Origin of the sequence: Nonomuraea thailandensis, from assembly GCF_024172165.1 — a bacterium.
Lineage (GTDB): Bacteria > Actinomycetota > Actinomycetes > Streptosporangiales > Streptosporangiaceae > Nonomuraea > Nonomuraea thailandensis.
Window position 1 is genome coordinate 3188007 of sequence record NZ_JAMZEB010000002.1, and the last position, 21002, is coordinate 3209008.

Genomic DNA, 21002 nt, shown 5'->3' on the forward strand with positions numbered 1-21002 from the left:
GTCCGGTACATCACCGCAGCCGTCTCGCGCCGGTCGGCATGCGGATGCGGGAACTCCGCCGCGTATGTTCTCCTATGGCCGCTTGCCGGGCCTGCCCAGCCGTGGATCGCGCCTGCACCGTTCAGCAGCTCGACTAGTAGTATTTTTTCTCATAGTTATAGTACTGTGCACCCGTTGTGTGGCCTGAAGGAAAGGTGCAGCAGTGCGACGACTCGACATCCCGAGCCAGATCCCCCCGCCCATGGAAGACCACCTGCGGCTGGGCGACCTTCCCCAGCAGCCCGACGCGATCACCGTGAACTCCCGGTACCTGAGCCGGGGCGGTGAACCGTGGTTCCCGATCATGGGAGAGTTCCACTACGGCCGCTACCCGGCGGCCGAGTGGCGGGAAGAGCTGCTGAAGGTGCGAGCGGGCGGGGTGACGGTCGTCGCCGCGTACGTCTTCTGGAACCTGCACGAGGAGCGGCGCGGCGTCTTCGACTGGAGCGGCGACCGCGACCTGCGCCGCTTCGTGACGACCTGTGCCGAGCTGGGGCTGGACGTGGTGGTGCGGATCGGGCCGTGGGGGCACGGGGAGTCGCGCAACGGCGGCTTCCCCGACTGGGTGCTGGGGGCCGACTGCGTGCCACGAACCGACGACCCCCGCTACATCGAGCTGGTCTGGCCGCTGTACGAGCAGATCGGCGCCCAGCTTGCCGGCCTGACCCGCAAGCAGGGCGGCCCGGTGGTGGCGGTGCAGGTGGAGAACGAGCTGTACGACCAGCCCGGCCACCTCGCCACGCTGAAGCGCATCGCCCAGGCGGCGGGCATCGACGCGCCGCTGTGGACGGCGACCGGCTGGGGGCACGCGCAGTTGCCGCCGGACGAGGTGATTCCCCTGTTCGGCGGGTACGCGGAGGCCGCGTGGGACACCGCCCATGACGGCTGGCCGCAGCAGAGCCGGGCCCACTACTTCTTCGGCCCCGGCCGGGACGACGACTCCATCGGCGCGGACCTGCGCACCACGGAGGTGACCGGCTCGGACGAGAGCCACCTGGCGCGCTACCCGTTCGCCACCTGTGAGCTGGGCGGCGGGATGTACACCTCCTACCACCGCCGGCCGGTGATCGAGGCCCCTGACGTGGCCGCGCTGGGGCTGGTGAAGCTGGGCAGCGGGTCGGTGTGGCAGGGCTACTACATGTACCACGGGGCGTCCCAGAAGATCGGCGAGCTGTCCACGCTGCAGGAGTCGCACGCCACCGGCTACCCCAACGACTGCCCGGTGATCAACTACGACTTCCAGGCTCCACTCGGCGAGTACGGCCAGTTCCGCGACTCCTTCCACCATCTGCGGCTGCAGCATCTGTGGCTGGCGGCCGACGGGCCGGACCTGGCGACCATGACGCTGACGATGCCACAGGACGCCCCCGACGACACGGCCGACCGGGAGACGCTGCGCTGGTGTGTACGCTCCGACGGTCGCTCGGGGTTCCTGTTCGTCAACAATCACCAGCCGGTCGAGACCCTGCCCGCCCACGAGGACGTGCGGTTCGCGGTCGAGCTGGACGGTCGCGAGCTCGTCGTGCCGCGTGAGCCGGTGACGGTGCCGTCCGGGGCGTACTTCGTCTGGCCGCTCGCTCGCCCGGTCGGCGGCAGCATGTTGCTGAGCGCCACCGCGCAGCCCATGGGGGTGCTGGACGCCGACGAGCCGGTGCACGTCTTCTGCCAGACCGCCGGCATCCCGGTGGAGCTCGTCTTCGACGCCGCCACCGTCACCGGGGTCGAGGGTCCCGCGACGGCGGAGCGCGAGGGCGACCGCCTGGTGATCACTGATCTCGTACCGGGCGCCGGGTGCCTGGTACGGGTGCGCGACGCGTCCGGTGCGGGCGCGGCTGTCCTGGTGCTGGACGCGGCCCGCGCCCTGACCGCCGCCCAGGGGCAGCTCTGGGGGGCTGACCGGCTGGTGCTGAGCGAGCGGCCCGTGGTGATCGAGGAGGGCCGCCTGGTGGTCCACGGCCAGGGCTCCTCCGACGTGCGGATCTTCCCCGCCCCGGCCTCCGCGACGCGGGCCGACGGCGTGTTCGGCCTGCTGCCGGCGCCTGCCTCTGCCGGTCAGGTGCCCGAGGCGAAGGTGGAGCAGGTCGAGCAGGCGGGCCCGGTCAGACAGCCGGTGATCGACGCGGTGTCAGGACGGGCCTCCGCGCCCACCGACGCGGACTTCGATCACGCGGCCGTGTACCGCGTCACCGTCCCCCAGGAGGCCTTCACGGGCGAGGAGGAGGTGCTGCTGCGGCTGGACTGGATCGGCGACGTGGGCCGCGCCTACATCGGCGGCCGGCTGGTGGCCGACCAGTTCTGGTACGGCCCGGCGTGGGAGATCGGGCTGCGCCGCTTCCGCGAGGAGGTCCTGGAGCACGGGATCGAGGTGCGGCTGCTGCCGCTGAGCCAGGACGCCCCCGTGTTCGTCTCGCCCCAGGTGCGGCCCACCGCCTATCCGGGAGGTGCCGTCCTGGAACTGCGCTCGGTCACCCTCGTCCCGGTGCCCCGCACCGTGGTCGTCGAGCACGAGCGATGACGACCCTGGACGAGGCGCTGGCCGCTCTGCCCGTCATCGCCGTCATCAGAGCCGCCGGCTCCCGCCACCTCAACGCCGTGCTGGAGACCCTCGCCGGCGCGGGCGTCCGCGCGATGGAGGTCACCATGACGACTCCCGGCGCGGCCGAGGCCATCCGGTGGGCGGCCGGGGGCGGGCTGCGGGGCGTGGCGGTCGGGGCGGGCACGGTGCTCGACGCGGCCACGGCCCGCCGGGCCGTGGCCGCCGGCGCGGGTTACCTGATCACACCGGCTGTGCTGCCCGAGGTGATCGCGGAGGGGCGGCGGCTCGGTGTCCCCGTCCTGCCGGGGGCGTTCACGCCGACGGAGATCGTCCAAGCGTGGTCGCAGGGGGCCGCCATGGTCAAGGTCTTTCCCGCGGGCGCGGCGGGCGGCCCCGGCTACGTCAGGGACGTACGGGCCCCGCTGCCCCAGATCCCGCTGGTGCCGACCGGAGGCATCCGCATCGAGGACGTACCCGGCTACCTGCAGGTCGGGGCGCGGGCCGTGGGCATGGGCTCGCCGCTGCTGGGCGAGGCGTGCGCGGACGGTGACACGGCAGCGCTGGCCGCCCGCGCCGAGCGGCTGGTCGAGATCGCCGGGAGAAGAGGCCCGGATGGGTGAGCTGGTCACCTTGGGCGAGGTGATGGCGGTGACGCGGGTGTCCGGCATCGGCACGCCGTCACCCGGTGCCGCGGCCACGCTGTCGTACGCGGGCGCGGAGGCGACCGTCGCGATCGGGGTGGCCAGGCTGGGACACCGCGCCACGTGGCTGGGGCGGCTCGGTCAGGACGCGGCGGCGGACATGATCCTGACCTCGATGCGGGGTGAGGGCGTCGACGTCTCCCGTACGGTGCGCGACGGTGACCGGCCCACCGGGCAGATGACGCGTCACCGGCGGACCGCCGATCGGGTGGTGGTCGCCTACCACCGCAGGGACGGGGCGGGGGTACGGCTCTCGCCCGGCGATGTCGCCGCCGAGGCGATCGGTTCGGCGGACCTTCTGCATCTGACGGGGATCACGCCGGCGCTCGGCCCCGGGCCCGCGGCCGCGGTGGAGCGGGCGTTGCTGGTTGCGGAGCAAGCGGGTGTGCCGGTCAGCTTCGACGTCAACTACCGCGCCCTGCTGTGGCCGCCCGAACAGGCCGGTGAGGTGCTGCGGCGGCTCGCCGGCCGGGCGGAGGTGCTCTTCGCCGGCGTGGAAGAAGCGCGGCTCGTCGCGAACGAGGCGCCGGAAGACAGGGACGACCCCGGCATGCTGGCCCGGCGGCTGCTGGACCTGGGGCCGCGCGAGGTCGTCGTCAAGCTGGGGCGCGAGGGCGCCTACGTCACCGACGGGAACACGGCGCTGCGGGTGCCCGCCCGCGAGGTCAGCGAGGTGGACCCCGTCGGGGCGGGCGACGCCTTCGTCGCGGGCTACCTGTCAGGGCGGCTGGACGGGCTCGACCTGGCCGGCCGCGCGGAGCGCGCCGTGACGTGCGGCGCGTTCGCCGTGGCGACGTGGGGCGACTGGGAGGGGCTGCCGCGGCTACGCGAGCTGGACCTGCTGGCGGCGGGTGACGGTGTGGCGCGCTGACGGCGGGCACGGGCCCTGATCGTCCGGCCTTGCCACCGGTCAGTGTCCGGCCTTGCCACCGGTCAGTGTCCGGCCTGCTCTCCGTGCACCTTCTTGGCCAGGTCGACGTCCGCGATGGAGCGCTCGATGAGCGCTCGCATCGCGGTCTCGGCCGCCTTCGGCCGCTGCTTGCGCACGGAGAGCAGCACCTCGGCGTGCTTGTCGGTGGATTCGCTGGTGAGCGTGGCGTGCACGAACTGGTCACGCAACCGCAGCCCCGCCTCGATCGTGGTGGCCATCTGCGCCATCAGCTCATTGTGCGCGGCACGCAGCAGGGCGTGGTGGAAGGCCAGATCGGCCTCCACGTGATCGACGGCCGGCCGCCCCACCGCCGTCCGCATGGCGGCCAGGGCGTCTTCCAGATCGGCCAGGTCGCGATCGGTGCGGCGCAGCGCCGCCATGCGCGCCACGGCCGGCTCGACGGTCAGCCGTACCTCGCCCAGCTCGTCCAGGAACGTCTCGTCCACCCGGTCGGCGAAGCGCCAGCGCAGCACGTCGGCGTCGAGGAGCGCCCAGTGCTCACGCGGCGCCACGAAGGTGCCTCGCCTGGGCCGGGCTCCCACCAGGCCCTTGGCGGCCAGCACCCGCAGCGCCTCGCGCACGGCGGTCCTGCTGACCGAGAAACGCTCCTGCAGAGCCGGCACGTCGAGGTCGTCGTCAGGTGAGAGGTCGCCGTTGACGATGGCCGTGCCCAGACTGCTGACCACCCGGTCGTGCGCACCGGCTCTCCCGATCTCCGTCATGGCGGAATCATGCCACGCCCGCACCCCGGCCACCGCCCCCATGGATCGCCTACATCACCTCCAAAACATACTAGTGCAAAAAATAATCGTACTAATTGTTGACTTCCGGCGAGGTGGGGCGGCATCCTGCTCGTCAAGTCCCGTATCCGGGCACATCAAACCCCCAACCAAGGAGTCGACGATGAGCGACGTGACGCGGCGCGCCTTCCTGCGTCGGACCGGCCTGATCGGCGGTGGTCTGCTCGCCGCGCCGGTGCTCGGCGCCTGCGGCGGCGGGACCGGCGGTGGCCAGGCGGTCAAGTCGGGGGCCGTGACGATCAACTTCTGGACGCACGACCCGGGCTACGTGAAGACGTTCACCGAGTCGGCCAAGCGGCTCAGCGCCGCGCCGGGCGGCGCCTTCGACTACACCGTGAAGACCACCCAGGCCGACAGCGAGGCCCTGGTCACCAAGATGGTCTCGCAGGGTGCGGCCGGTACCGGGACGCCCGACATGATCGGGATCGTGATCAGTGTCTTTCCGCGGGTCATGACCGGCGGCATCGGCAAGCAGCTCCTGCTCGACCTGGACGGCGTCGTCGCCCCGATGAAGGACGATCTGCTGCGCACCGCCCCGTACAGCATCGACGGCAAGCTGTACGCGCTGGAGTCCGACACCTGCCTCAGTGTCCTGTACTACCGGGAGGACGAGTTCAAGAAGAACGACATCCCGGAGGACGTCGGCACCTGGGAGGAGCTGGCGGAGATCGGCGCCCGGCTGCACAAGAAGACGGGGCAGTCGCTCGGCACCGTCGCCACCGGCGACAACACCTCCATCACGAACGTGTTCCTGCAGTTGCTGCTGCAGCGTGGCGGCGGCTACTTCGACCAGAGCGGCAACCTCACCCTGGACTCCCCCGAGGCCGTCGAGGTGCTCGACTTCATGGCCAAGGGCGTGGCCAGCGGCTTCCTGCTGGCCCTGCCCGACCCGTACGGCGCGCCGAACACCGCCGCGCTGAAGAACGGCAAGCTCATCGCCACCGTGATGCCGAACTGGTACAACGTCTACGGCCTGCAGACCAACGTGCCCGAGCAGAAGGGCAAGTGGCGCATCCGCAACCTGCCCAAGTTCGCCGGAGGCGGCCACATCGCCTCCGCGCTCGGCGGCACCGGCTTCGCCGTCCTGAAGGACAAGCCGAACACCGCGGCCGCCACCGAGCTGCTCAAGCAGACCTACCTGACCAGGGACGGGCAGCTGCTGCGCTTCCAGCAGGGCGGCTTCCTGCCCACCCTCAAGTCGCTGTACCAGGACCAGGACTTCCTCGGCTTCGAGGACGAGTACCTGGGCGGGCAGCGCCTGTTCGACGTCTACACCCCCGCCTCGCAGGACAGCCCGACCTTCTACCAGCACGCCACGCTGAACGTGCTCACCGAGGCGCTGGGCGGCCCCATGCTGGAGACGCTGCAGGGCAAGAAGAAGCCCGCCGAGGCGATCAAGGAGGCGGTGGCCGCCTACACCAGCAAGAAGGGGAACTGAGGTGCTGTCCGCCGCAGGACGCAGGGCGCTGGCGCCTTACGTCTTCATCTCCCCGTTCTACCTGCTGTACGCGCTGTTCCTGATCGTCCCGATCGGCATCGGCGGCTACCTGAGCCTGACCGAGTGGGCCGGGCTCGGCACGCCGCTGTGGGTCGGGCTGGACAACTACACCCGCCTGTTCGGCGACACCAGCTTCCTGACCGCGGTCCTCAACACGGTCCTGTACGTGCTGTTCTCGGTGTGCGTCGTGGTGCCGGCCGCGCTGCTGATCGCCCAGGCGCTCAACGCGCGCGGCCTGCGCGGCCGTGACTTCTTCCGGCTGACGTTCTTCATCCCCGTCGTGCTGTCACCGATCATCATCGCGCTGGTCTTCACGCTGTTCTACGACCGCGAGTACGGCCTGTTCAACGCCGCGCTGCGGGGCTTCTTCGGCTGGGGCGGCATCGACTGGCTGGGTGAGCCCTCCTGGGCGAAGGTCAGCGTGATGCTGCTGGTGCTGTGGCGCTGGACCGGCTACCTGACGATCTTCTTCCTGGCCGGGCTGAAGAACATCCCGCGCGAGCTGTACGAGGCCGCCAGCATCGACGGCGCCGGCCGGGCGCACAGCTTCTTCCACGTCACCTTGCCCATGCTCAATCCCGTCACCGCGTTCGTCGCCGTCACCGTCATGGTCGGCACCGCGCAGATCCTGGAGGAGCCCATGCTGCTGACCAAGGGCGGCCCGGGCGAGGCGACGCTGTCGGTGGCGATGTTCATCTACCGCGAGGCCTTCACCCGCCAGCAGCTCGGCTACGCGGCCGCGGCCGGCGTCGTGATGTTCGTCATCGTCTTCCTCATCGGGCGCACCGCCAACGCGGCGCTCGGGGTGGGGAGAGAGAAGTGATCACCACCCAAGCCTCCCGAGCCTCGCATCCCTCGCACGCCCGGCGCGCCTCGGCAGGGCCGGCCGCCCGCAGACCGCGGCTGGTGTACGTCCTGCTGATCGCCCTCGTGGTGATGTTCGTGCTGCCGCTGCTGTGGGCGCTCAGCTCGTCGTTCAAGCATCGCGGCGACATCTTCACCTACCCGCCGCAGCCGTTGCCGTCGCCGTTCACGCTGGAGAACTACACCCGCCTGCTGGAGACGCAGCCGTTCTGGGGCTGGTTCGCGACCAGCACCGTCGTGGCCGTGGTGTCCACCGCGGTGTCGGTGTTCGTGTGCGCGCTGGCCGGGTTCGCCTTCGCCAAGTACCGCTTCCGCGGCAAGCGGCTGCTGTTCGACGTGATGTTCAGCTCCATGGCCGTGCCGTTCGCGGTGATCGTCGTGCCGCTGTTCGTCATGCTCGTCAAGGCCGGCGTCACCAACGTCTACTTCAGCCTGATCGTGCCCTGGGTGGCCCCCGCGTTCGGCATCTTCATGATGCGCCAGTACGCCGAGCAGGCCGTGCCCGACTCGGTGCTGGAGGCGGCCCGCATCGACGGCGCCTCGGAGTTCGGGCTGTTCACCCGCGTGGTGCTGCCGCTGCTGCGTCCCGCGCTGGGCGCGCTGGCCGTGTGGGGATTCCTCAACAGCTACAACAGCTTCCTCTGGCCGCTCATCGTGGTCTCCGACCCCGCCCAGTACACGCTGCCGCTGGGCATCCAGTCGCTGTACGCCGCCGAGGCCCGCCAGGTCGACCTGGTGCTGGCCGGCAGCGTGCTCGCCGCGATCCCCAGCCTGATCATGTTCATCCTGCTGCGCAAGCAACTGCTCGACGGCCTGACCGCGGGCGCCGTCAAATCCTGAGGGAGCCGATTCTTGTCCACGCTGACCATCACGCTCTGGGACTTCACCTGGTACACCAGGACCGGCCCAGGAGAGCCGTTCGAGGACCTGGACCGGGCCTTCACCGAGGCGGTGGCGCGCGGGTACGACACCGTGCGCGTCTGTGCGATGCCGTACCTGCTGTTCGGATCCGGGCTGGACACCTCCGCGCTGACCTTCGCCCCCTTCGGCCGCGGTTACGGACTCGGCACCCGCTGGTACGACGTCCGCGAGAGCGCGACACTGGACGGCCGGGCGCACCTGCTGGCGCTGTTCCAGGCCGCCCGGCGGCACGGCTGCCAGGTGATCGTCTCCTCCTGGGAGTACCAGCAGAGCTCCAGCTTCCTGGCCGACCGCGCCTGGTATGAGGCGTTGCGCGCCGTACCGGCCGAGCGGCGCGCGAACGCGCTGGCCGAGGCCCTCGCCGACCTGGTGGACTTCGTGGCGGGGCACGGCCTGGCCGAGCAGATCGCGTTCGTCGAGCTGCACAACGAGATCCAGTCCACCTGGCTCACCGAAGCGCTCGCGCCCGGCGAGCCCCGGGTGCTCGGCCTGCGACCGTACCTGGAGAAGGCCGTCGACGCGTTCAAGACCCGGCACCCGGACCTCCCCATGACGGTGAACTACGCCCGGGTGCCGCACGCCGAGATGCGCGGCATCCCCGCCAACATCGACGTCGCCGTCTTCCACCCCTACGTCTACGGCGTCCTGGACGAGCTCATCGCCGCCTTCGCCTTGCGCGACACCACCGTGCCGTTCCCGCAGGAGCGCGCCCGGCGGGAGCTGCTGCGACCGGACGCCCCCGACCTGCGAGACTGGCGTCCGGAGCAGCAGTGGCGCGGCGCGGCCACGGTGGTGCCGGCCCGCGAGGTGTACCTTCACGACTGGTGTGATCCGGCCCGGTTCGACCGCTGGCTGTACGACCGGTACGCCGGGTACCACTACGGCATGGCCGAGAGGCTGCGTATCTGGATCGAGGTGGCCGCAGACTGGGCCGCTGCCCGCGACCTGCCTCTCGTGTTCGGCGAGGGCTGGGTCGGCTACACCCCGCTGCGCGGCACCTTCGAGGAAGGGCCCGTAGGAGCCGGAATCTGCCTGGACGCGGTCCGGCACGCCCGGCGCGTCGGCGCGTGGGGCACCGTGGTCTGCTCGAACGCGGCCCCCCACCACCCGATGTGGGCCGACGTGGACCTGCAGGTCACCGCCAACGCGCTGTTCACGGAGCAGCGATGAGCGGCCGCTCCGAGGCTCGCGGAGCAGCGGCGAACAGCGGCCACTCCGAGGCTCACGGAGCGGCGAACGGCGGCCGCTTCGAGGGCAGGACGGCCCTGGTCACCGGCGCCGCCTCGGGCATCGGCGCGGCCACCGCCCGCCGCCTGGCCGCCGAGGGAGCGCGGGTGCTGCTGGCCGACGTCGCCGACGAGCGGGGCCGCGACGTGGCCGCCGCGATCGGCGAGCGGGCCGCCTTCGTGCACCTGGACGTCTCCTCCGCCCGCGACTGGGCCGCCGCCCTGGAGGAGGTACGTGCCCGGTTCGGCCGCCTGGACGTGCTGCACGCCAACGGCCCCGGCCGGGTCGTGCCCGCCCGCCCCGCGCACGAGATGCCGGAAGAGGACTGGGACCTGCAGATCGACGTCTCGCTCAAGGCCGCCTACCTGGCGGCGCGCACCTTCTGCCCGCTGCTGGCCGAGGCCTCCGGCGCGCTGGTCATCACCTCCTCGGTGCACGCCCGGACCGGCATCCCCGGCTGCGCCCCGTACGCCGCCGCCAAGGGCGGCCTGCAGTCCCTGACCCGGCAGCTCGCCGTCGAGTACGCCCCGCATGTCCGCGTCAACGCCGTCGTCCCCGGCCCGATCATGAGCCCCGCCTGGGACGGCATCGGCGAGCAGGGCCGGGCCGCCACCATCGCCGAGACCCCGGCAGGCCGCTTCGGCACCCCCGACGAGGTGGCCGCGGCCGTCGCCTTCCTCGCCGCGCCGGAGGCCTCCTTCATCACCGGCGCCTGCCTCAACGTCGACGGCGGCTGGAGCATCTCCACCACTTCCTCCTAGAACGGACCTTCATGAAGATCGTCTCCATGGACACCTTCCTCGTCCCTCCCCGCTGGCTGTTCCTGCGCATCCGCACCGACGAGGGCATCACCGGCTGGGGCGAGCCGGTCGTCGAAGGCCGGGCCGAGACCGTCCGCGCCGCCGTCGCCGAGCTGAGCGACTACCTGATCGGCGAGGACCCGCTCCGGATCGAGGACCACTGGCAGGTCCTCACCAAGGGCGGCTTCTACCGGGGCGGCCCGGTGCTGTCGAGCGCGGTCGCCGGCATCGACCAGGCGCTGTGGGACATCGCCGGCAAAGCCGCCGGCCTGCCCGTGCACCAGCTGCTCGGCGGCCCGGTGCGCGAGAAGGCCCGCATGTACGCCTGGATCGGCGGCGACCGCCCCGCCGAGGTGGCCGAGCTCGCCGCGACACAGATCGAGGCCGGGTTCACCGCCGTCAAGATGAACGGCTCCGCCGAGCTGACCACCATCGACACCCCGGCCCGCACCATGGAGGTCGTCCAGCGCGTCGCCGCCGTACGCGAGGCCATCGGCGAGCACCACGACCTGGTGGTCGACCTGCACGGGCGGGCCTCCACCGCCATGGCCCGGCGGCTGCTGCCGCTCCTGGAGCCGTACCTGCCGCTGTTCGTGGAGGAGGCGGTGCTGCCCGAGCACTCGCGCAACCTGGCCGCGCTCGCCGCGAGCACCTCGATCCCGCTCGCCACCGGCGAACGGCTGTACTCGCGGTGGGACTTTCGCGATGTCATCGGGCACGGCATCGCGGTGGCCCAGCCCGACGTGAGCCATGCCGGCGGAATCTCGGAGGTCCGCCGGATCGCCGCGATGGCCGAGACCTACGACGTGACCATGGCCCCGCACTGCCCGCTCGGCCCCGTCTCACTGGCCTCCAGCCTGCAACTGGCCTTCGCCATCCCCAACTTCCTCATCCAGGAGCAGAGCGTCGGCATCCACTACAACGAGGGCAACGACATCCTGGACTATCTCGTCGATCCCGCCCCGCTGACCTTTCCCGGCGGGTACGCCACCCGCACCACCCGCCCCGGGCTCGGCATCGAGATCGACGAGGCCGAGGTGGAGCGGATGGCGCGGCAGGGCCACCGCTGGCGCAGCCCGCTGTGGCGGCACGCCGACGGCTCGTTCGCCGAGTGGTGACGATCACCAGCCCCTTCCAGCCCACGCGTCCCCCCATGCATCGAGGAGTCCCATGCGCGCTCGCCGAGCGCTCGCCGTTCTCGTGACGGCAGCGCTTCCCCTCACCTCAATGACGGCTCCCTCCGCCTCCGCGGCCACCTCGTCTCCTGGACAGGCCCGCGACCTGGTCAATCCCGGCTTCGAGAACCCCCGCCTCGACGGGTGGAAGGTGACCGGGCGCGCGGCCGGCGTCGCCGCCCCCGGACGTACCGGGAACCAGGCCCTCACCCTCACCGGCACCGGCACCGTGGAGCAGACGGTCAGGGTGCCCGACGGCATCTACACCGTCTCGGCCTGGGCCCGGAGCTCCGGCGGTCAGAAGTCGGCCTACCTGTTCGCCGGGAACGGCCGCACCGCGCTTCCCGCCTCCGGCGACTGGAAGCAGATCGTGGTCAGAGGGCTGACCGTCACGCGCGGAAAGCTGACGCTCGGCCTGCGGGTCGACAGCCGGGCGGCCACCACGGTCCGGCTCGACGACGTGGAGGTCGTGCCGGCCGCGGAGCCGTACACCTTCTACAAGGGAGGTGACATCACCATGCTGAACTGGGTCGAGGACAGCGGCGGGCGCTACTACGACGCAGGCGGCCACCGCCGCGACCCGATGGACATCCTGCGCGACAACGGCGTCAACATCGTTCGCCTGCGCCTCTACAACGGCACCGGCCCTGACCATCCGCGCATCGGCCACCCCGGCGACCACCTGCCGCAGGGCTACCAGGACGAGAACGACATGCTCGACCTGGCCCGGCGCGCCGCCGAGCACGGCATGGCCGTCCAGCTCACCTTCCACTACAGCGACTACTGGTCCAACGGCGCGATCCAGGACATCCCGAAGGACTGGCGCGAGGTGACCTCGCTGCCGGAAGCCGAAGCCATCGCCAAGCTGGAGAAGTACGTCTACGACTACACCAAGCGCATCATGCTCAGGATGAAGGCCCAGGGCACCACCCCGGCCTTCGTGTCCTTGGGCAACGAGACCGCCGGGGGCCTGCTCTTCCCCTACGGCGCGTCCTACGGGCAGCCGGACGCCTTCGCCAAGCTGGCCCGGTTCTACAAGGCCGGCCACCGGGCGATCAAGGACGTCTCACCGCGCTCCCAGGTGATCATCCACCTCGACGCCGCGGGTGACGACGGCAAGTACGAGTGGTACTTCGGCGAACTGGAGAAGCAGGGCGTGCCCTTCGACCTGATCGGCTCGTCGTACTACCCGTACTGGACCCAGAAGGACATCCCCACCGTGCTCGGGTTCTTCGAGCGGATGTACGACCGGTTCGGCAAGAAGATCATGGTCATGGAGAGCGGCATCAACTGGAACCCGGTCACCCATGACGGCATCAAGGGCCAACTCCTGGACAACGGCCCCGTGCCCTACGGAGAGACGCCCGAGGGCCAGCGCGACTTCCTGTACGAGCTCTTCGCCGGGCTCAAGTCCGTCAGGGACGGCGCAGTGATCGGAGACCTCTACTGGGACCCGGTCATGATCCCGGCGGACGGGGTCGGCTGGCAGGTCGGCGGCGACAACGTGGTCAGCAACACCACCCTGTTCGACTTCGATGGCAGGGCGCTGCCCGGGCTCCAGGCCTACGCCGACAACTGACGGAACCGGCACTCGCCCGACACGTCCTCCCCGTCGGGCGAGTGCCGCTCCGGCGAGCCGGGCGGGAGCCAGGTCCAGGCCCGATCCCGCAGATCACGGCGAGGTGCTCGCCGGGGAACGCCACGAGGGGCACACGCGCATTCCGGGTCACACGCATCACTCCGCTGTTCCTCCCGCGGCGGACGCGTCCCCGGATTCCGGGAAGACCACGACGAGCTCCAGCCCGCCACCCGGATTGGGGTGCGCCCGCACGTCGGCCCCGTGAGCCCTTGCGATCGCCGCGACGATCGACAATCCGAGCCCGGCGCCCTGTCCAGGCGTCGTGTGCAGCCGCCGGAAGGGCTCGAAGAGATCGCCGAGACGTTCCTGGGGCACGTGCGGGCCGGTGTTACGGACCGTCAACACCCCACGGGAGAGCGTCACCTCAACGGTTCCGCCGGGGTGGTTGTAGCGGACCGCGTTGTCGAGGAGGTTGGTGACGAGCCGGTTCAGCAGGACAGGATCCCCATCGACGACGAACGGCTCTGCCCGCGCCGTCACGGTGACGCCGTCCGCACCTGTTTCCGCAAGGACGAGCCGTACCGCCTGGTCCAGGGCCACCGGGCTCCGGTTGTCCAGGCCGTTCTCCGCCTGGGCCAGGACCAGCAGGGCGTCGATGAGGTTCTCCACGCGGCGGTTGTGGCGCAGGAGCGTGCTGCGGATCTCGCCGCCGTCCTCGGGGAGCCCGATCTCGATCGCCGCCCGCTGGACGGCCAGCGGGGTCCGCAACTCGTGGGAGGCGTTGGCGATGAACCGCCGCTGCGCCTCGACGGAGCGTTCGAGCCGGTCGAGCATCGCGTCGAAGGTGTCGGCCAGTTCCTTCAGCTCGTCCTCCCGCCCGGTGAGCGCGATCCGCTCGTGCAGCGTCGACAGGGACAGCCGCTGCGCGGTGGCGGTGATCCGATGGACGGGCCGCAGGATCCGCCCGGCGACCAGCCATCCGACGGCCAGCGAGACCAGCGTCAAGATCCCCACCGTGAAGGTGGTCATCTCCCACTGGTAGCTGATCACGTCGTTCACCAGCTCGGGTAGCCGCGGCCGCAGCGGCCGGGGACCCGGTGCCACCACTTGCCCGGGTAGCCGGGCGACCCGCGTCTTCAGCGCCTGGCGCAGCAGGAGGTTGACCGTGACCAGCAACACGACCGAGGTCAGCAGGAACAGCCCGGAGTAGATCAGGGTGAGCCGGACCCGGATCGTCGTCACAACAGGTATCCCGCGCCGGGAACGGTCTGGATGCACGGCGGGTCGCCCAGCTTGGCCCGCAGGCGGCTGATCAGGACCCGCACCACCGTGGTGAACGGATCGGCGTTCTCGTCCCAGGCCTCTTCGAGCAGCCGCTCGGAGCTCACGACGGCGCCGTCCGCCCTCATCAGCACTTCCAGGACGGCGAACTCCTTGAGTGACAGGTGCAGATGCCGCCCGTCCCGCGAGGCTTGCAGCCGGTGGGGGTCGAGCACGATCCCGTGCCGTGTCAGCACCGGTGGCACCGCCGACCGGCTACGCCGTCCCAGTGCCCGCACCCGCGCGACCAGCTCGGTGTAGTCGAACGGTTTGGGCAGGTAGTCGTCGGCTCCCATCCCCAGACCCGCCACTCGTTCCGGCACCGACGCCGCCGCCGTCATCATCAAGATCCGCGTACGGCTCCCGCGCGCCACCAGCTCACGGCACACGAGGTCGCCGTGCATCTCGGGCAGGTCCCGATCCAGCACGAGAACGTCGTAGTCGTGCACTGCCAGCCGTTCCACGGCGGCGGCCCCGTCGTACACCACGTCGACGGCCATGGCATGGCGGCGTAATCCCACCGCCACGAGATCGGCCAGGTCGCGCTCGTCTTCGGCCACCAGAATGCGCATCCGACGTTCATACTCGAATCGGCGTTGCAGCGGCGTTAACGGATCCGTTCACGACCGGGTAACCCGCTTCAGGCCACGCTGACCGCCATGATCAGAGCCCTCTGCGCGGCCGTCCTGGTGGCGGCTTGCCCGATGTCCGCATCCGCATCGGCCACGACGCCCCAGCCGGCGTCCCCATCGGCCACCCGAGGCGGAGGCTGCGCCACCAGCACGGCGCCACCGCCGCGATCGGCACCGCCGACCTCGGTGAACACGCTCCGGCAGGCGTACTTCTGCGTGCTGGACAACTACTACAGCGGCCCGGTCATGGATCCGAAGGCGCTGCTGCGGAGCGCCTTCGCCGCCTACACCCAGGACCTGATGCGGCGAGGCGCAGACCGGAGCCACCTCCGGCTGCCCGCCCTGAGCGGGAACCGCGACACCGACCCGTCGCAGGGCGAGCCGACCGGCACGGGCATCGCGGGCGTGTCGGCCGAGTACGGCCCGCGGCTCGATCCCGCGGCCCGGCCGCCGCTGTTCATCACCCGGGTGCTGCCCGGCAGCCCCGCCGCCAGGGCCGGCATCCGGCCAGGGGACATCGTGGTCAAGGCCAACGGCGTGCCGGCGTTCATCGGCGACACCGTGAACGATTCCACGAAGGCGCCGCCGACCAGGTCATCGCCAAGCTGCGGGACCGGCCGAAGCTCGTGGTCCTCGACCTGCGCGGCAACGGCGGAGGGTCACCTCGCGAGGTCACACGGTTGCTCGGCGCGTTCGCGCACGGCAAGGTCACCAGCTACTTCTGCCCGCTCAAGGGCGAGTGCGTGCCCAACCGGACCGACGACAGCGTCCCGCTGCTCGGCGCGCGCCTGATCGTGCTCACCGACCGCGGATGCGCCTCGGCCTGCGGGGACTTCAGCGCGGCGGTCAAGGACAACGGCCTGGGCACCCTCGTCGGAACCCGCACCGCCGGAGCGGTCTCCGGCCCCAGCCAGGCATATCTCCTCGACGACGGCAGCGCCATGCTCCTGCCCAAGGTCAGGCACCTCGGGCCCGCCCGCGAAACCATCGACACGATCGGCGTGCCGGTCGACCACTACGCCCCCATGACCGCCCTCGACCTGGCCACCGGGCGCGACCCCGGTGTGGCCGAGGCGCTGGCGCTGCTCTGACGTGCCTGCCGCAAGCGGCTGGGCCGGCCGCCTCTCTCGCCCCTGAGGCGGACCTGCGCCGGCTGAGGACCCGTAGGCAGAACCGGACCCATCGCAAGGAGTGGATCGTGAGCAATGCCGCCGGCACGCCCGTACTGAGCGCCCGCGGGCTGCGGAAGGAGCATGGCAGAGGGGAAGGAATGGTGCATGCCGTCGACGGCGTCGATCTCGATGTCAGCGCGGGAGAGACGGTGGCGATCACGGGGCCCAGCGGCTGCGGCAAGTCCACGCTGCTGCACCTGCTCGGCGGGCTGGACCGGCCCTCGGCCGGCGAGGTGTCGCTGAACGGCCGGCGCATCGACGACCTCGGCGAGAAGGCGCTGGCCCGGATGCGACGGACCGAGGTCAGCTACGTCTTCCAGTCCTTCCACCTGATGGAGGAGCTCACCGCCGTCGAGAACGTCGAACTGGTGGCGCTGCTGGCCGGACGCTCGCCGCGGGTCGCACGGCGGCGCGCGGAGGAGCTGCTGGATCAGCTCGGGCTCGCCGGCCGGGCGCGGTTCCTGCCCTCCGCCCTGTCGGGCGGCCAGCGGCAGCGGGTCGCGGTCGCCCGGGCGCTGTGCAACGAGCCGCTGGTCGTCCTCGCCGACGAACCGACCGGGAACCTGGACAGCGCCGCCACCTTGGACGTCCTCCAGCTCTTCAAGGACCTGCACGAGTCCGGGCAGACGCTGGTCATCGTCACCCATGACGCGCGGATCGCGGCCACCGCGGACCGGACGTTCTCGATGCGCGACGGCGCGTTGGCGGACGATAACCGGCTGAGCGGCGGCACCACCGGGCAGCCTGGTGCGCTCGCCGGGCTGGAGGGTTGACCGGCATGGGCCTCCTCCTTCTCGTGGTCCGTCTCGCCCTGCGAGACCTCCGGCGTCGCCGGACCGAGGCCGCGCTTCTGCTGATCGCCATCCTGGCCGCCACCACGACGCTGACGCTCGGGCTCGTCCTGCGTGACGCGGCCGGCGACCCGTACCGGAGCACCCGGGCGGCGACCAAGGGACCCGACGTGGTCGCGAGCGCCGGCCTCGCCGGCCTCACCGCGCTCGGGAAACTGGCCACCGCCTCCGGCGTCACCGAGCACAGCGGACCGTACCCCGTCATCGCAGGCAGCCTTGAGGCATCCGGCCGGACATCCGATGTCCAGGCCGTGGGGCGCGACGCCACTGTCACGGCGGTCGATCAGCCCGAGGTGACGCGAGGCAAGTGGGTCAGCGACGGCGGCGTGGTGCTCCAGGCCGCCTTCGCCGACTCGCTCGATGTGGGCGTCGGCGACTCGGTCGCCCTGGGCGGCAGGTCGTTCGAGGTCGTCGGCGTCGCGGTCACCGCCGCCATGCCGCCCTATCCCGGGGCGACCTGCGTCGTCTCCGCCGGCTGCATCAACGGCGCCGTCCCCGACGACCGGGACCTGCCGGCGGGGCTGCTGCACAATCCCGGGCTCGTCTGGCTCACCCGGGCGGACGTGCGGAGCCTCGCCTCCGACCGAAGCCCCCTGTCCTACGTGATGAACCTGAAGCTGGCCGACCCGGACCAGGCGCAGGCCCTCGTCGACCGGACCGGCGGCGATCACGGCGGCGCCATGCCGATGCAGACCTGGCAGAGCATCCTCGCCGATGCCACCGATCTGGCCAAGGACTCCCAGACCCTGCTGCTCATCGGCGCCTGGCTGCTCGGCCTGCTCGCCGTGGCCAGCCTCTCGGTGCTGGTCGGCGGCCGGATGGCCGACCAGCACCGGCGCGTCGGACTCCTCAAGGCAGTCGGCGGCACCCCGGGTCTGGTCGCTGCCGTGCTGCTCGCGGAGTACCTCCTCGTGGCCGCCGTCGCGGCCGCGGCCGGGCTGGCGCTCGGAGCGCTGACCGCTCCGCTGCTCACCGGGTCCAGCGCCGGCCTCGTCGGCAGCGCGGGGACGGCGCCGCTGACCTGGCCCACGATCGGGCTGGTGACCGCCGTGGCGCTCGGCGTCGCGGTGGTGGCGACCGCTGTGCCGGCCGTGCGCGGCGCCCGCACCAGCACCGTCAGCGCGCTGGCCGACGCGGCCCGCCCGCCTCGCCGCACCGGTTGGCTGATCACTGTCTCTGCGCGGCTGCCCGTCCCGCTGCTGCTCGCCCTGCGGGTCGCCGCCCGCCGGCCGCGACGGGTGGCGCTGGGTGCGGTCAGCATCGCGGTCACGGTCAGCGGGATCCACGTCCTGCTGGTGCTCGACACCTTCCTCTCCGGCCAGCCAGGCACCGGCGCCTACACCGAAGCTCAGGTGGCGGTGCTGCGGCACGTGCTCCTGGTCTGGACGGTCGTCCTGCTCACCCTGGCGGCGGTCAACGCCGTCGTCATCACCTGGGCGACGGTGCTCGACAACCGGCATGCATCGGCGCTGGCACGCGCCCTCGGCGCAACCCCCCGAGAAGTGACCGTCGCCCTGGCGGCCGCGCAGGTGCTGCCCGCGCTCCTCGGCGCCGTCATGGGTGTCTTCCCGGGAGGCTTCCTGCTGTTCGCCGCCATCAACACGATCGCCGGCGGTGACAGCGACAAGGCCACGCTTCCCGCACCCTGGCAGCTGATCGCCCTGGTGCCGGCGACCGTGCTCGTGGTGGCGGCGCTCACCTCCGTTCCCGCTCACCTCCGTTCCCGCTCACCTCCGTTCCCGCTCGCCTTGGTGGCCGCCGTCCTGTGACCGCGACTCTCTGAGCCGGCCACCACGGCAGGCCTGGCGATGCCGCATGGATCCGTTCCAACCTCCGCGCGCTCACCGCGGAGGTTGGGGACGCGAGGACGGGATCCGCGACCTGCGCGAGCAGGCAGCAGGGGAGCGACGTACGCGGAGGTTCGACCAGATTCAGCGGAGCTCCTGGTGTCCGGCCGTTTCGCCCAGACGATGGAGCAGGTGCGCCCAGCCGTCGCTGGTCTCCTCTTCGAGCACGGCCGGCAGACCGCTGTGGCGCAGCGTGAGCTCGGTGCCGTCACCGAGCGGGGTCAGGGTGACTTCGACTCGGGATGCCTCTGGTGCCATGCCGGGCGCTCCTGGTGTGGCCTCCCAGCCGAAGGTGAAGACGAGACGTTCGTACGGCACGAGCTCCACGAACCGTCCGCGCATCACCGGGCGTGGGCCCTCGTGCATCGCGACCTGCAAGGTGCCGCCGGGGCGGGCGTCCAGCTCGGCCGTCCCCCACCATCGCGCCAGGCGTGCCGGGTCGGTGAAGAACCGCCAGACCGTCTCGGGACGCGCACGGATGTGCAACGTCTGCTCAATCGTCCTGCTCACCACGATCCCTTCACGTCCTGGTCGCCAGTGCGCGCGCGTTCTTCTCGCTCGGCTTCGTGCTGGAGGCGGCTGAGCGAGGCGGACCACATGCTCTCCAGGAACGTCACCGCCTCGGCCAGGCCCTCCGGACGGAGCCGGTAGAAGCGGCGATTGCCCGCGCGGCGGACGTCGAGGAGGCGGGCCGCTGTCAGCGTTCGCAGGTGCTGGGACACCGCGGGGCGGCTGATTTCGGGAAAGCGCTCGGCGATCTCGCCGGCCGAAACCTCGCGATCCCGCACCAGGACGAGGATGGCGCGGCGGGTCGGGTCCGCCACAGCGCGAAGCGCGTCGTCCATGGGCCACCGCCTTCGTTTGCGCACTGCCGGGACAGCATGTAAGTGTTTAAGCAACATCTTACACTCTATCGAGGACGAGGATCCGCCATGTCAGGAGACGACCACACCCGTGCCCCGCGATCGGAGAACCGGCGCCTGAACGCGCTGGTCGGCCATTGGCGTTCGCAGGGGCGGACAGCGGCCACCGCGATCGACCCGGCGATCCGCATCGCCGGGTCTGACACCTACGAGTGGCTGGCGGGCGAGCACTTCCTCATTCACCGCGTGGACGTGCGCATGAACGAGGAGCACGTCGAGGTCATCGAGATGATCGGTCCCTACGATCCAGCGAGCCGGACCTACCCCATGCGCTCCTTCGACCATCACGGCAACTTCGTCACCATGCGGGCAAGCGTCGACGACGAGGGTGTCTGGACGTTCGCCGGTGAGACGGAGCGGGCGAGGCTGGTGATCGCCGAAGACGGCGCCTCCATGACGGCCGAATGGGAGCGCACTGACGACGGCTCGAACTGGCGGCACTGGATGGACATGAGCTTCACGAGGGCCTCCAGCCCCATCCCGCGCCGTTGAACCCCTCGCGGATGCCGCCGTCGTCCATCCCCAGGCGTCCGGCACCCTATGACGGCGCTGCCGGTGCCTGGTCGCCGGTCGGGGTGAGTGCCCGGAATCCGCGCCGGCGGGCGGTGGCCTGGACGTAGGGCACGTGCGTCGGGCACACGTCGATCACGGTCACCTCCTGCCCGGCCCCGTCGACCAGGCGCAGTTGCTCGGCGCCGGCCGGCACCTGCCCGTAGCGGTCGCGCATCCCCCGGCCCACGCACACCTCGCACTCGGTGTAGCTTCCTGCCGGCAGCGGCGGGGCGGGCACCTCCACGGTGATCTCCCGGATCACCTCCACGACCTCCACCCGGGTGATCGCGGCCCGCTGGGCGGCTCGCACCTGTTCGGCCGACACCGTGGCAGCGGGTATCACCCACTTGGCGTCGATCCTCTCGGCGGTCTCGGCCAGGCGCTCGTGGATCGGCAGCGCCGCCCGGCGCTGGGCGTCGACCTTGGCCTTGCGGTTGCGTTCGTTCTCGGCGCGCCGCTCGGCCTTGCGCGCCTGGGCCGCCGCGGCCTCCTCGATACGGCGGGTACGGGCCTGCTGGACATCCTTGGGACTCGGCATGCCAGCGATTGTGCGGGAGAGCGCCGGGGGACGTATCGGAAACGAAGCGAAAACGAAGCCGCGACAATCCCCGACCCCGCTACGCCGGGCTGAAGG

General features: G+C 71.3%; 21 protein-coding genes and 1 pseudogene. 15 read left to right on the forward strand and 7 right to left on the reverse strand.

Annotated features, from left to right (window positions below; all coding sequences use genetic code 11):
- Window positions 1–202: 202 nt before the first annotated feature.
- Genes HD597_RS18185 through HD597_RS18195 form a run of 3 tightly spaced genes read left to right on the forward strand, consistent with a single transcriptional unit; the run spans window position 203 to window position 4147 of the window.
- Window positions 203–2554, forward strand: coding sequence for a beta-galactosidase (locus HD597_RS18185; protein WP_253743728.1), 2352 nt, complete (start codon window positions 203–205; stop codon window positions 2552–2554).
- Window positions 2551–3195 (forward strand): bifunctional 4-hydroxy-2-oxoglutarate aldolase/2-dehydro-3-deoxy-phosphogluconate aldolase, encoded by a 645-nt coding sequence (locus HD597_RS18190; RefSeq protein WP_253743730.1) that lies wholly within the window; start codon window positions 2551–2553, stop codon window positions 3193–3195. The genes HD597_RS18185 and HD597_RS18190 overlap by 4 nt, the downstream gene beginning before the upstream one ends.
- Window positions 3188–4147, forward strand: a complete 960-nt coding sequence (locus HD597_RS18195) for a sugar kinase (protein ID WP_253743732.1) — start codon at window positions 3188–3190, stop codon at window positions 4145–4147. Before HD597_RS18190 ends, HD597_RS18195 begins: the two co-directional genes overlap by 8 nt.
- Before the next feature lie 62 nt (window positions 4148–4209).
- Here HD597_RS18195 and HD597_RS18200 read toward each other — a convergent pair whose 3' ends face one another.
- Window positions 4210–4929, reverse strand: a complete 720-nt coding sequence (locus HD597_RS18200) for a FadR/GntR family transcriptional regulator (RefSeq protein WP_253743734.1) — start codon at window positions 4927–4929, stop codon at window positions 4210–4212.
- Between the two features lie 181 nt (window positions 4930–5110).
- Between HD597_RS18200 and HD597_RS18205 the strand changes: the two genes are divergently transcribed.
- The 7 genes from HD597_RS18205 to HD597_RS18235 all read left to right on the forward strand — a co-directional run bounded on the left by HD597_RS18205 (window position 5111) and on the right by HD597_RS18235 (window position 13071).
- A complete protein-coding gene (locus HD597_RS18205; protein ID WP_253743736.1) occupies window positions 5111–6445 on the forward strand; it encodes an ABC transporter substrate-binding protein in 1335 nt (444 codons plus the stop codon).
- A 1-nt stretch (window position 6446) separates the two neighbouring features.
- The gene (locus HD597_RS18210; RefSeq protein ID WP_253743738.1) at window positions 6447–7328 is read left to right on the forward strand and encodes a carbohydrate ABC transporter permease; all 882 of its coding nucleotides are present in this window, start codon (window positions 6447–6449) and stop codon (window positions 7326–7328) included.
- Complete coding sequence (locus tag HD597_RS18215; protein ID WP_253743740.1) at window positions 7325–8209, forward strand: carbohydrate ABC transporter permease; 885 nt, start codon at window positions 7325–7327, stop codon at window positions 8207–8209. Before HD597_RS18210 ends, HD597_RS18215 begins: the two co-directional genes overlap by 4 nt.
- 12 nt (window positions 8210–8221) lie before the next feature.
- Window positions 8222–9460, forward strand: a complete 1239-nt coding sequence (locus HD597_RS18220) for a cellulase-like family protein (protein ID WP_253743742.1) — start codon at window positions 8222–8224, stop codon at window positions 9458–9460.
- A complete protein-coding gene (locus HD597_RS18225) occupies window positions 9457–10278 on the forward strand; it encodes an SDR family NAD(P)-dependent oxidoreductase (protein WP_253743744.1) in 822 nt (273 codons plus the stop codon). The genes HD597_RS18220 and HD597_RS18225 overlap by 4 nt, the downstream gene beginning before the upstream one ends.
- An 11-nt stretch (window positions 10279–10289) precedes the next feature.
- On the forward strand, window positions 10290–11435 hold the full coding sequence (gene dgoD, locus HD597_RS18230; protein WP_253743746.1) for a galactonate dehydratase: 1146 nt from the start codon (window positions 10290–10292) through the stop codon (window positions 11433–11435).
- A 109-nt stretch (window positions 11436–11544) separates the two neighbouring features.
- Complete coding sequence (locus HD597_RS18235) at window positions 11545–13071, forward strand: glycosyl hydrolase 53 family protein (protein WP_253743748.1); 1527 nt, start codon at window positions 11545–11547, stop codon at window positions 13069–13071.
- A 156-nt stretch (window positions 13072–13227) separates the two neighbouring features.
- Here HD597_RS18235 and HD597_RS64550 read toward each other — a convergent pair whose 3' ends face one another.
- The 3 genes from HD597_RS64550 to HD597_RS18255 form a co-directional block, all read right to left on the reverse strand.
- A complete protein-coding gene (locus HD597_RS64550) occupies window positions 13228–14313 on the reverse strand; it encodes a HAMP domain-containing sensor histidine kinase (protein WP_308210640.1) in 1086 nt (361 codons plus the stop codon).
- A complete protein-coding gene (locus HD597_RS18250; protein WP_253743750.1) occupies window positions 14310–14963 on the reverse strand; it encodes a response regulator transcription factor in 654 nt (217 codons plus the stop codon). The genes HD597_RS64550 and HD597_RS18250 overlap by 4 nt, the downstream gene beginning before the upstream one ends.
- Before the next feature lie 68 nt (window positions 14964–15031).
- Entirely contained in the window at window positions 15032–15250 is a 219-nt protein-coding gene (locus tag HD597_RS18255; protein ID WP_253743752.1) for a hypothetical protein, read from the reverse strand.
- A 73-nt stretch (window positions 15251–15323) separates the two neighbouring features.
- Between HD597_RS18255 and HD597_RS66745 the strand changes: the two are divergent.
- The 4 genes and pseudogenes from HD597_RS66745 to HD597_RS18275 form a co-directional block, all read left to right on the forward strand.
- Window positions 15324–15527 (forward strand): annotated as a pseudogene (locus HD597_RS66745) (PDZ domain-containing protein); the annotation flags it as partial.
- Between the two features lie 92 nt (window positions 15528–15619).
- A complete protein-coding gene (locus HD597_RS18265; protein WP_308210966.1) occupies window positions 15620–16114 on the forward strand; it encodes a S41 family peptidase in 495 nt (164 codons plus the stop codon).
- A gap of 179 nt (window positions 16115–16293) precedes the next feature.
- Window positions 16294–16968: an ABC transporter ATP-binding protein gene (locus HD597_RS18270; protein WP_253759396.1), complete on the forward strand. Its 675-nt coding sequence runs from the start codon at window positions 16294–16296 to the stop codon at window positions 16966–16968.
- A gap of 5 nt (window positions 16969–16973) precedes the next feature.
- Window positions 16974–18815: an FtsX-like permease family protein gene (locus HD597_RS18275; protein WP_253743758.1), complete on the forward strand. Its 1842-nt coding sequence runs from the start codon at window positions 16974–16976 to the stop codon at window positions 18813–18815.
- A gap of 162 nt (window positions 18816–18977) precedes the next feature.
- Here HD597_RS18275 and HD597_RS18280 read toward each other — a convergent pair whose 3' ends face one another.
- A complete protein-coding gene (locus tag HD597_RS18280) occupies window positions 18978–19403 on the reverse strand; it encodes an SRPBCC family protein (RefSeq protein ID WP_253743760.1) in 426 nt (141 codons plus the stop codon).
- Window positions 19400–19738 carry an ArsR/SmtB family transcription factor gene (locus HD597_RS18285; protein ID WP_253743762.1) on the reverse strand — a complete coding sequence of 113 codons (339 nt, stop codon included), beginning with the start codon at window positions 19736–19738 and terminating at the stop codon, window positions 19400–19402. The genes HD597_RS18280 and HD597_RS18285 overlap by 4 nt, the downstream gene beginning before the upstream one ends.
- Window positions 19739–19825: 87 nt before the next feature.
- On the opposite strand from HD597_RS18285, the gene HD597_RS18290 reads away from it, so the two are divergent.
- A complete protein-coding gene (locus HD597_RS18290; RefSeq protein WP_253743764.1) occupies window positions 19826–20308 on the forward strand; it encodes a DUF1579 family protein in 483 nt (160 codons plus the stop codon).
- Window positions 20309–20354: 46 nt separating this feature from the next.
- Here HD597_RS18290 and HD597_RS18295 read toward each other — a convergent pair whose 3' ends face one another.
- A complete protein-coding gene (locus tag HD597_RS18295) occupies window positions 20355–20906 on the reverse strand; it encodes a hypothetical protein (protein ID WP_253743766.1) in 552 nt (183 codons plus the stop codon).
- Window positions 20907–21002 lie beyond the last annotated feature (96 nt).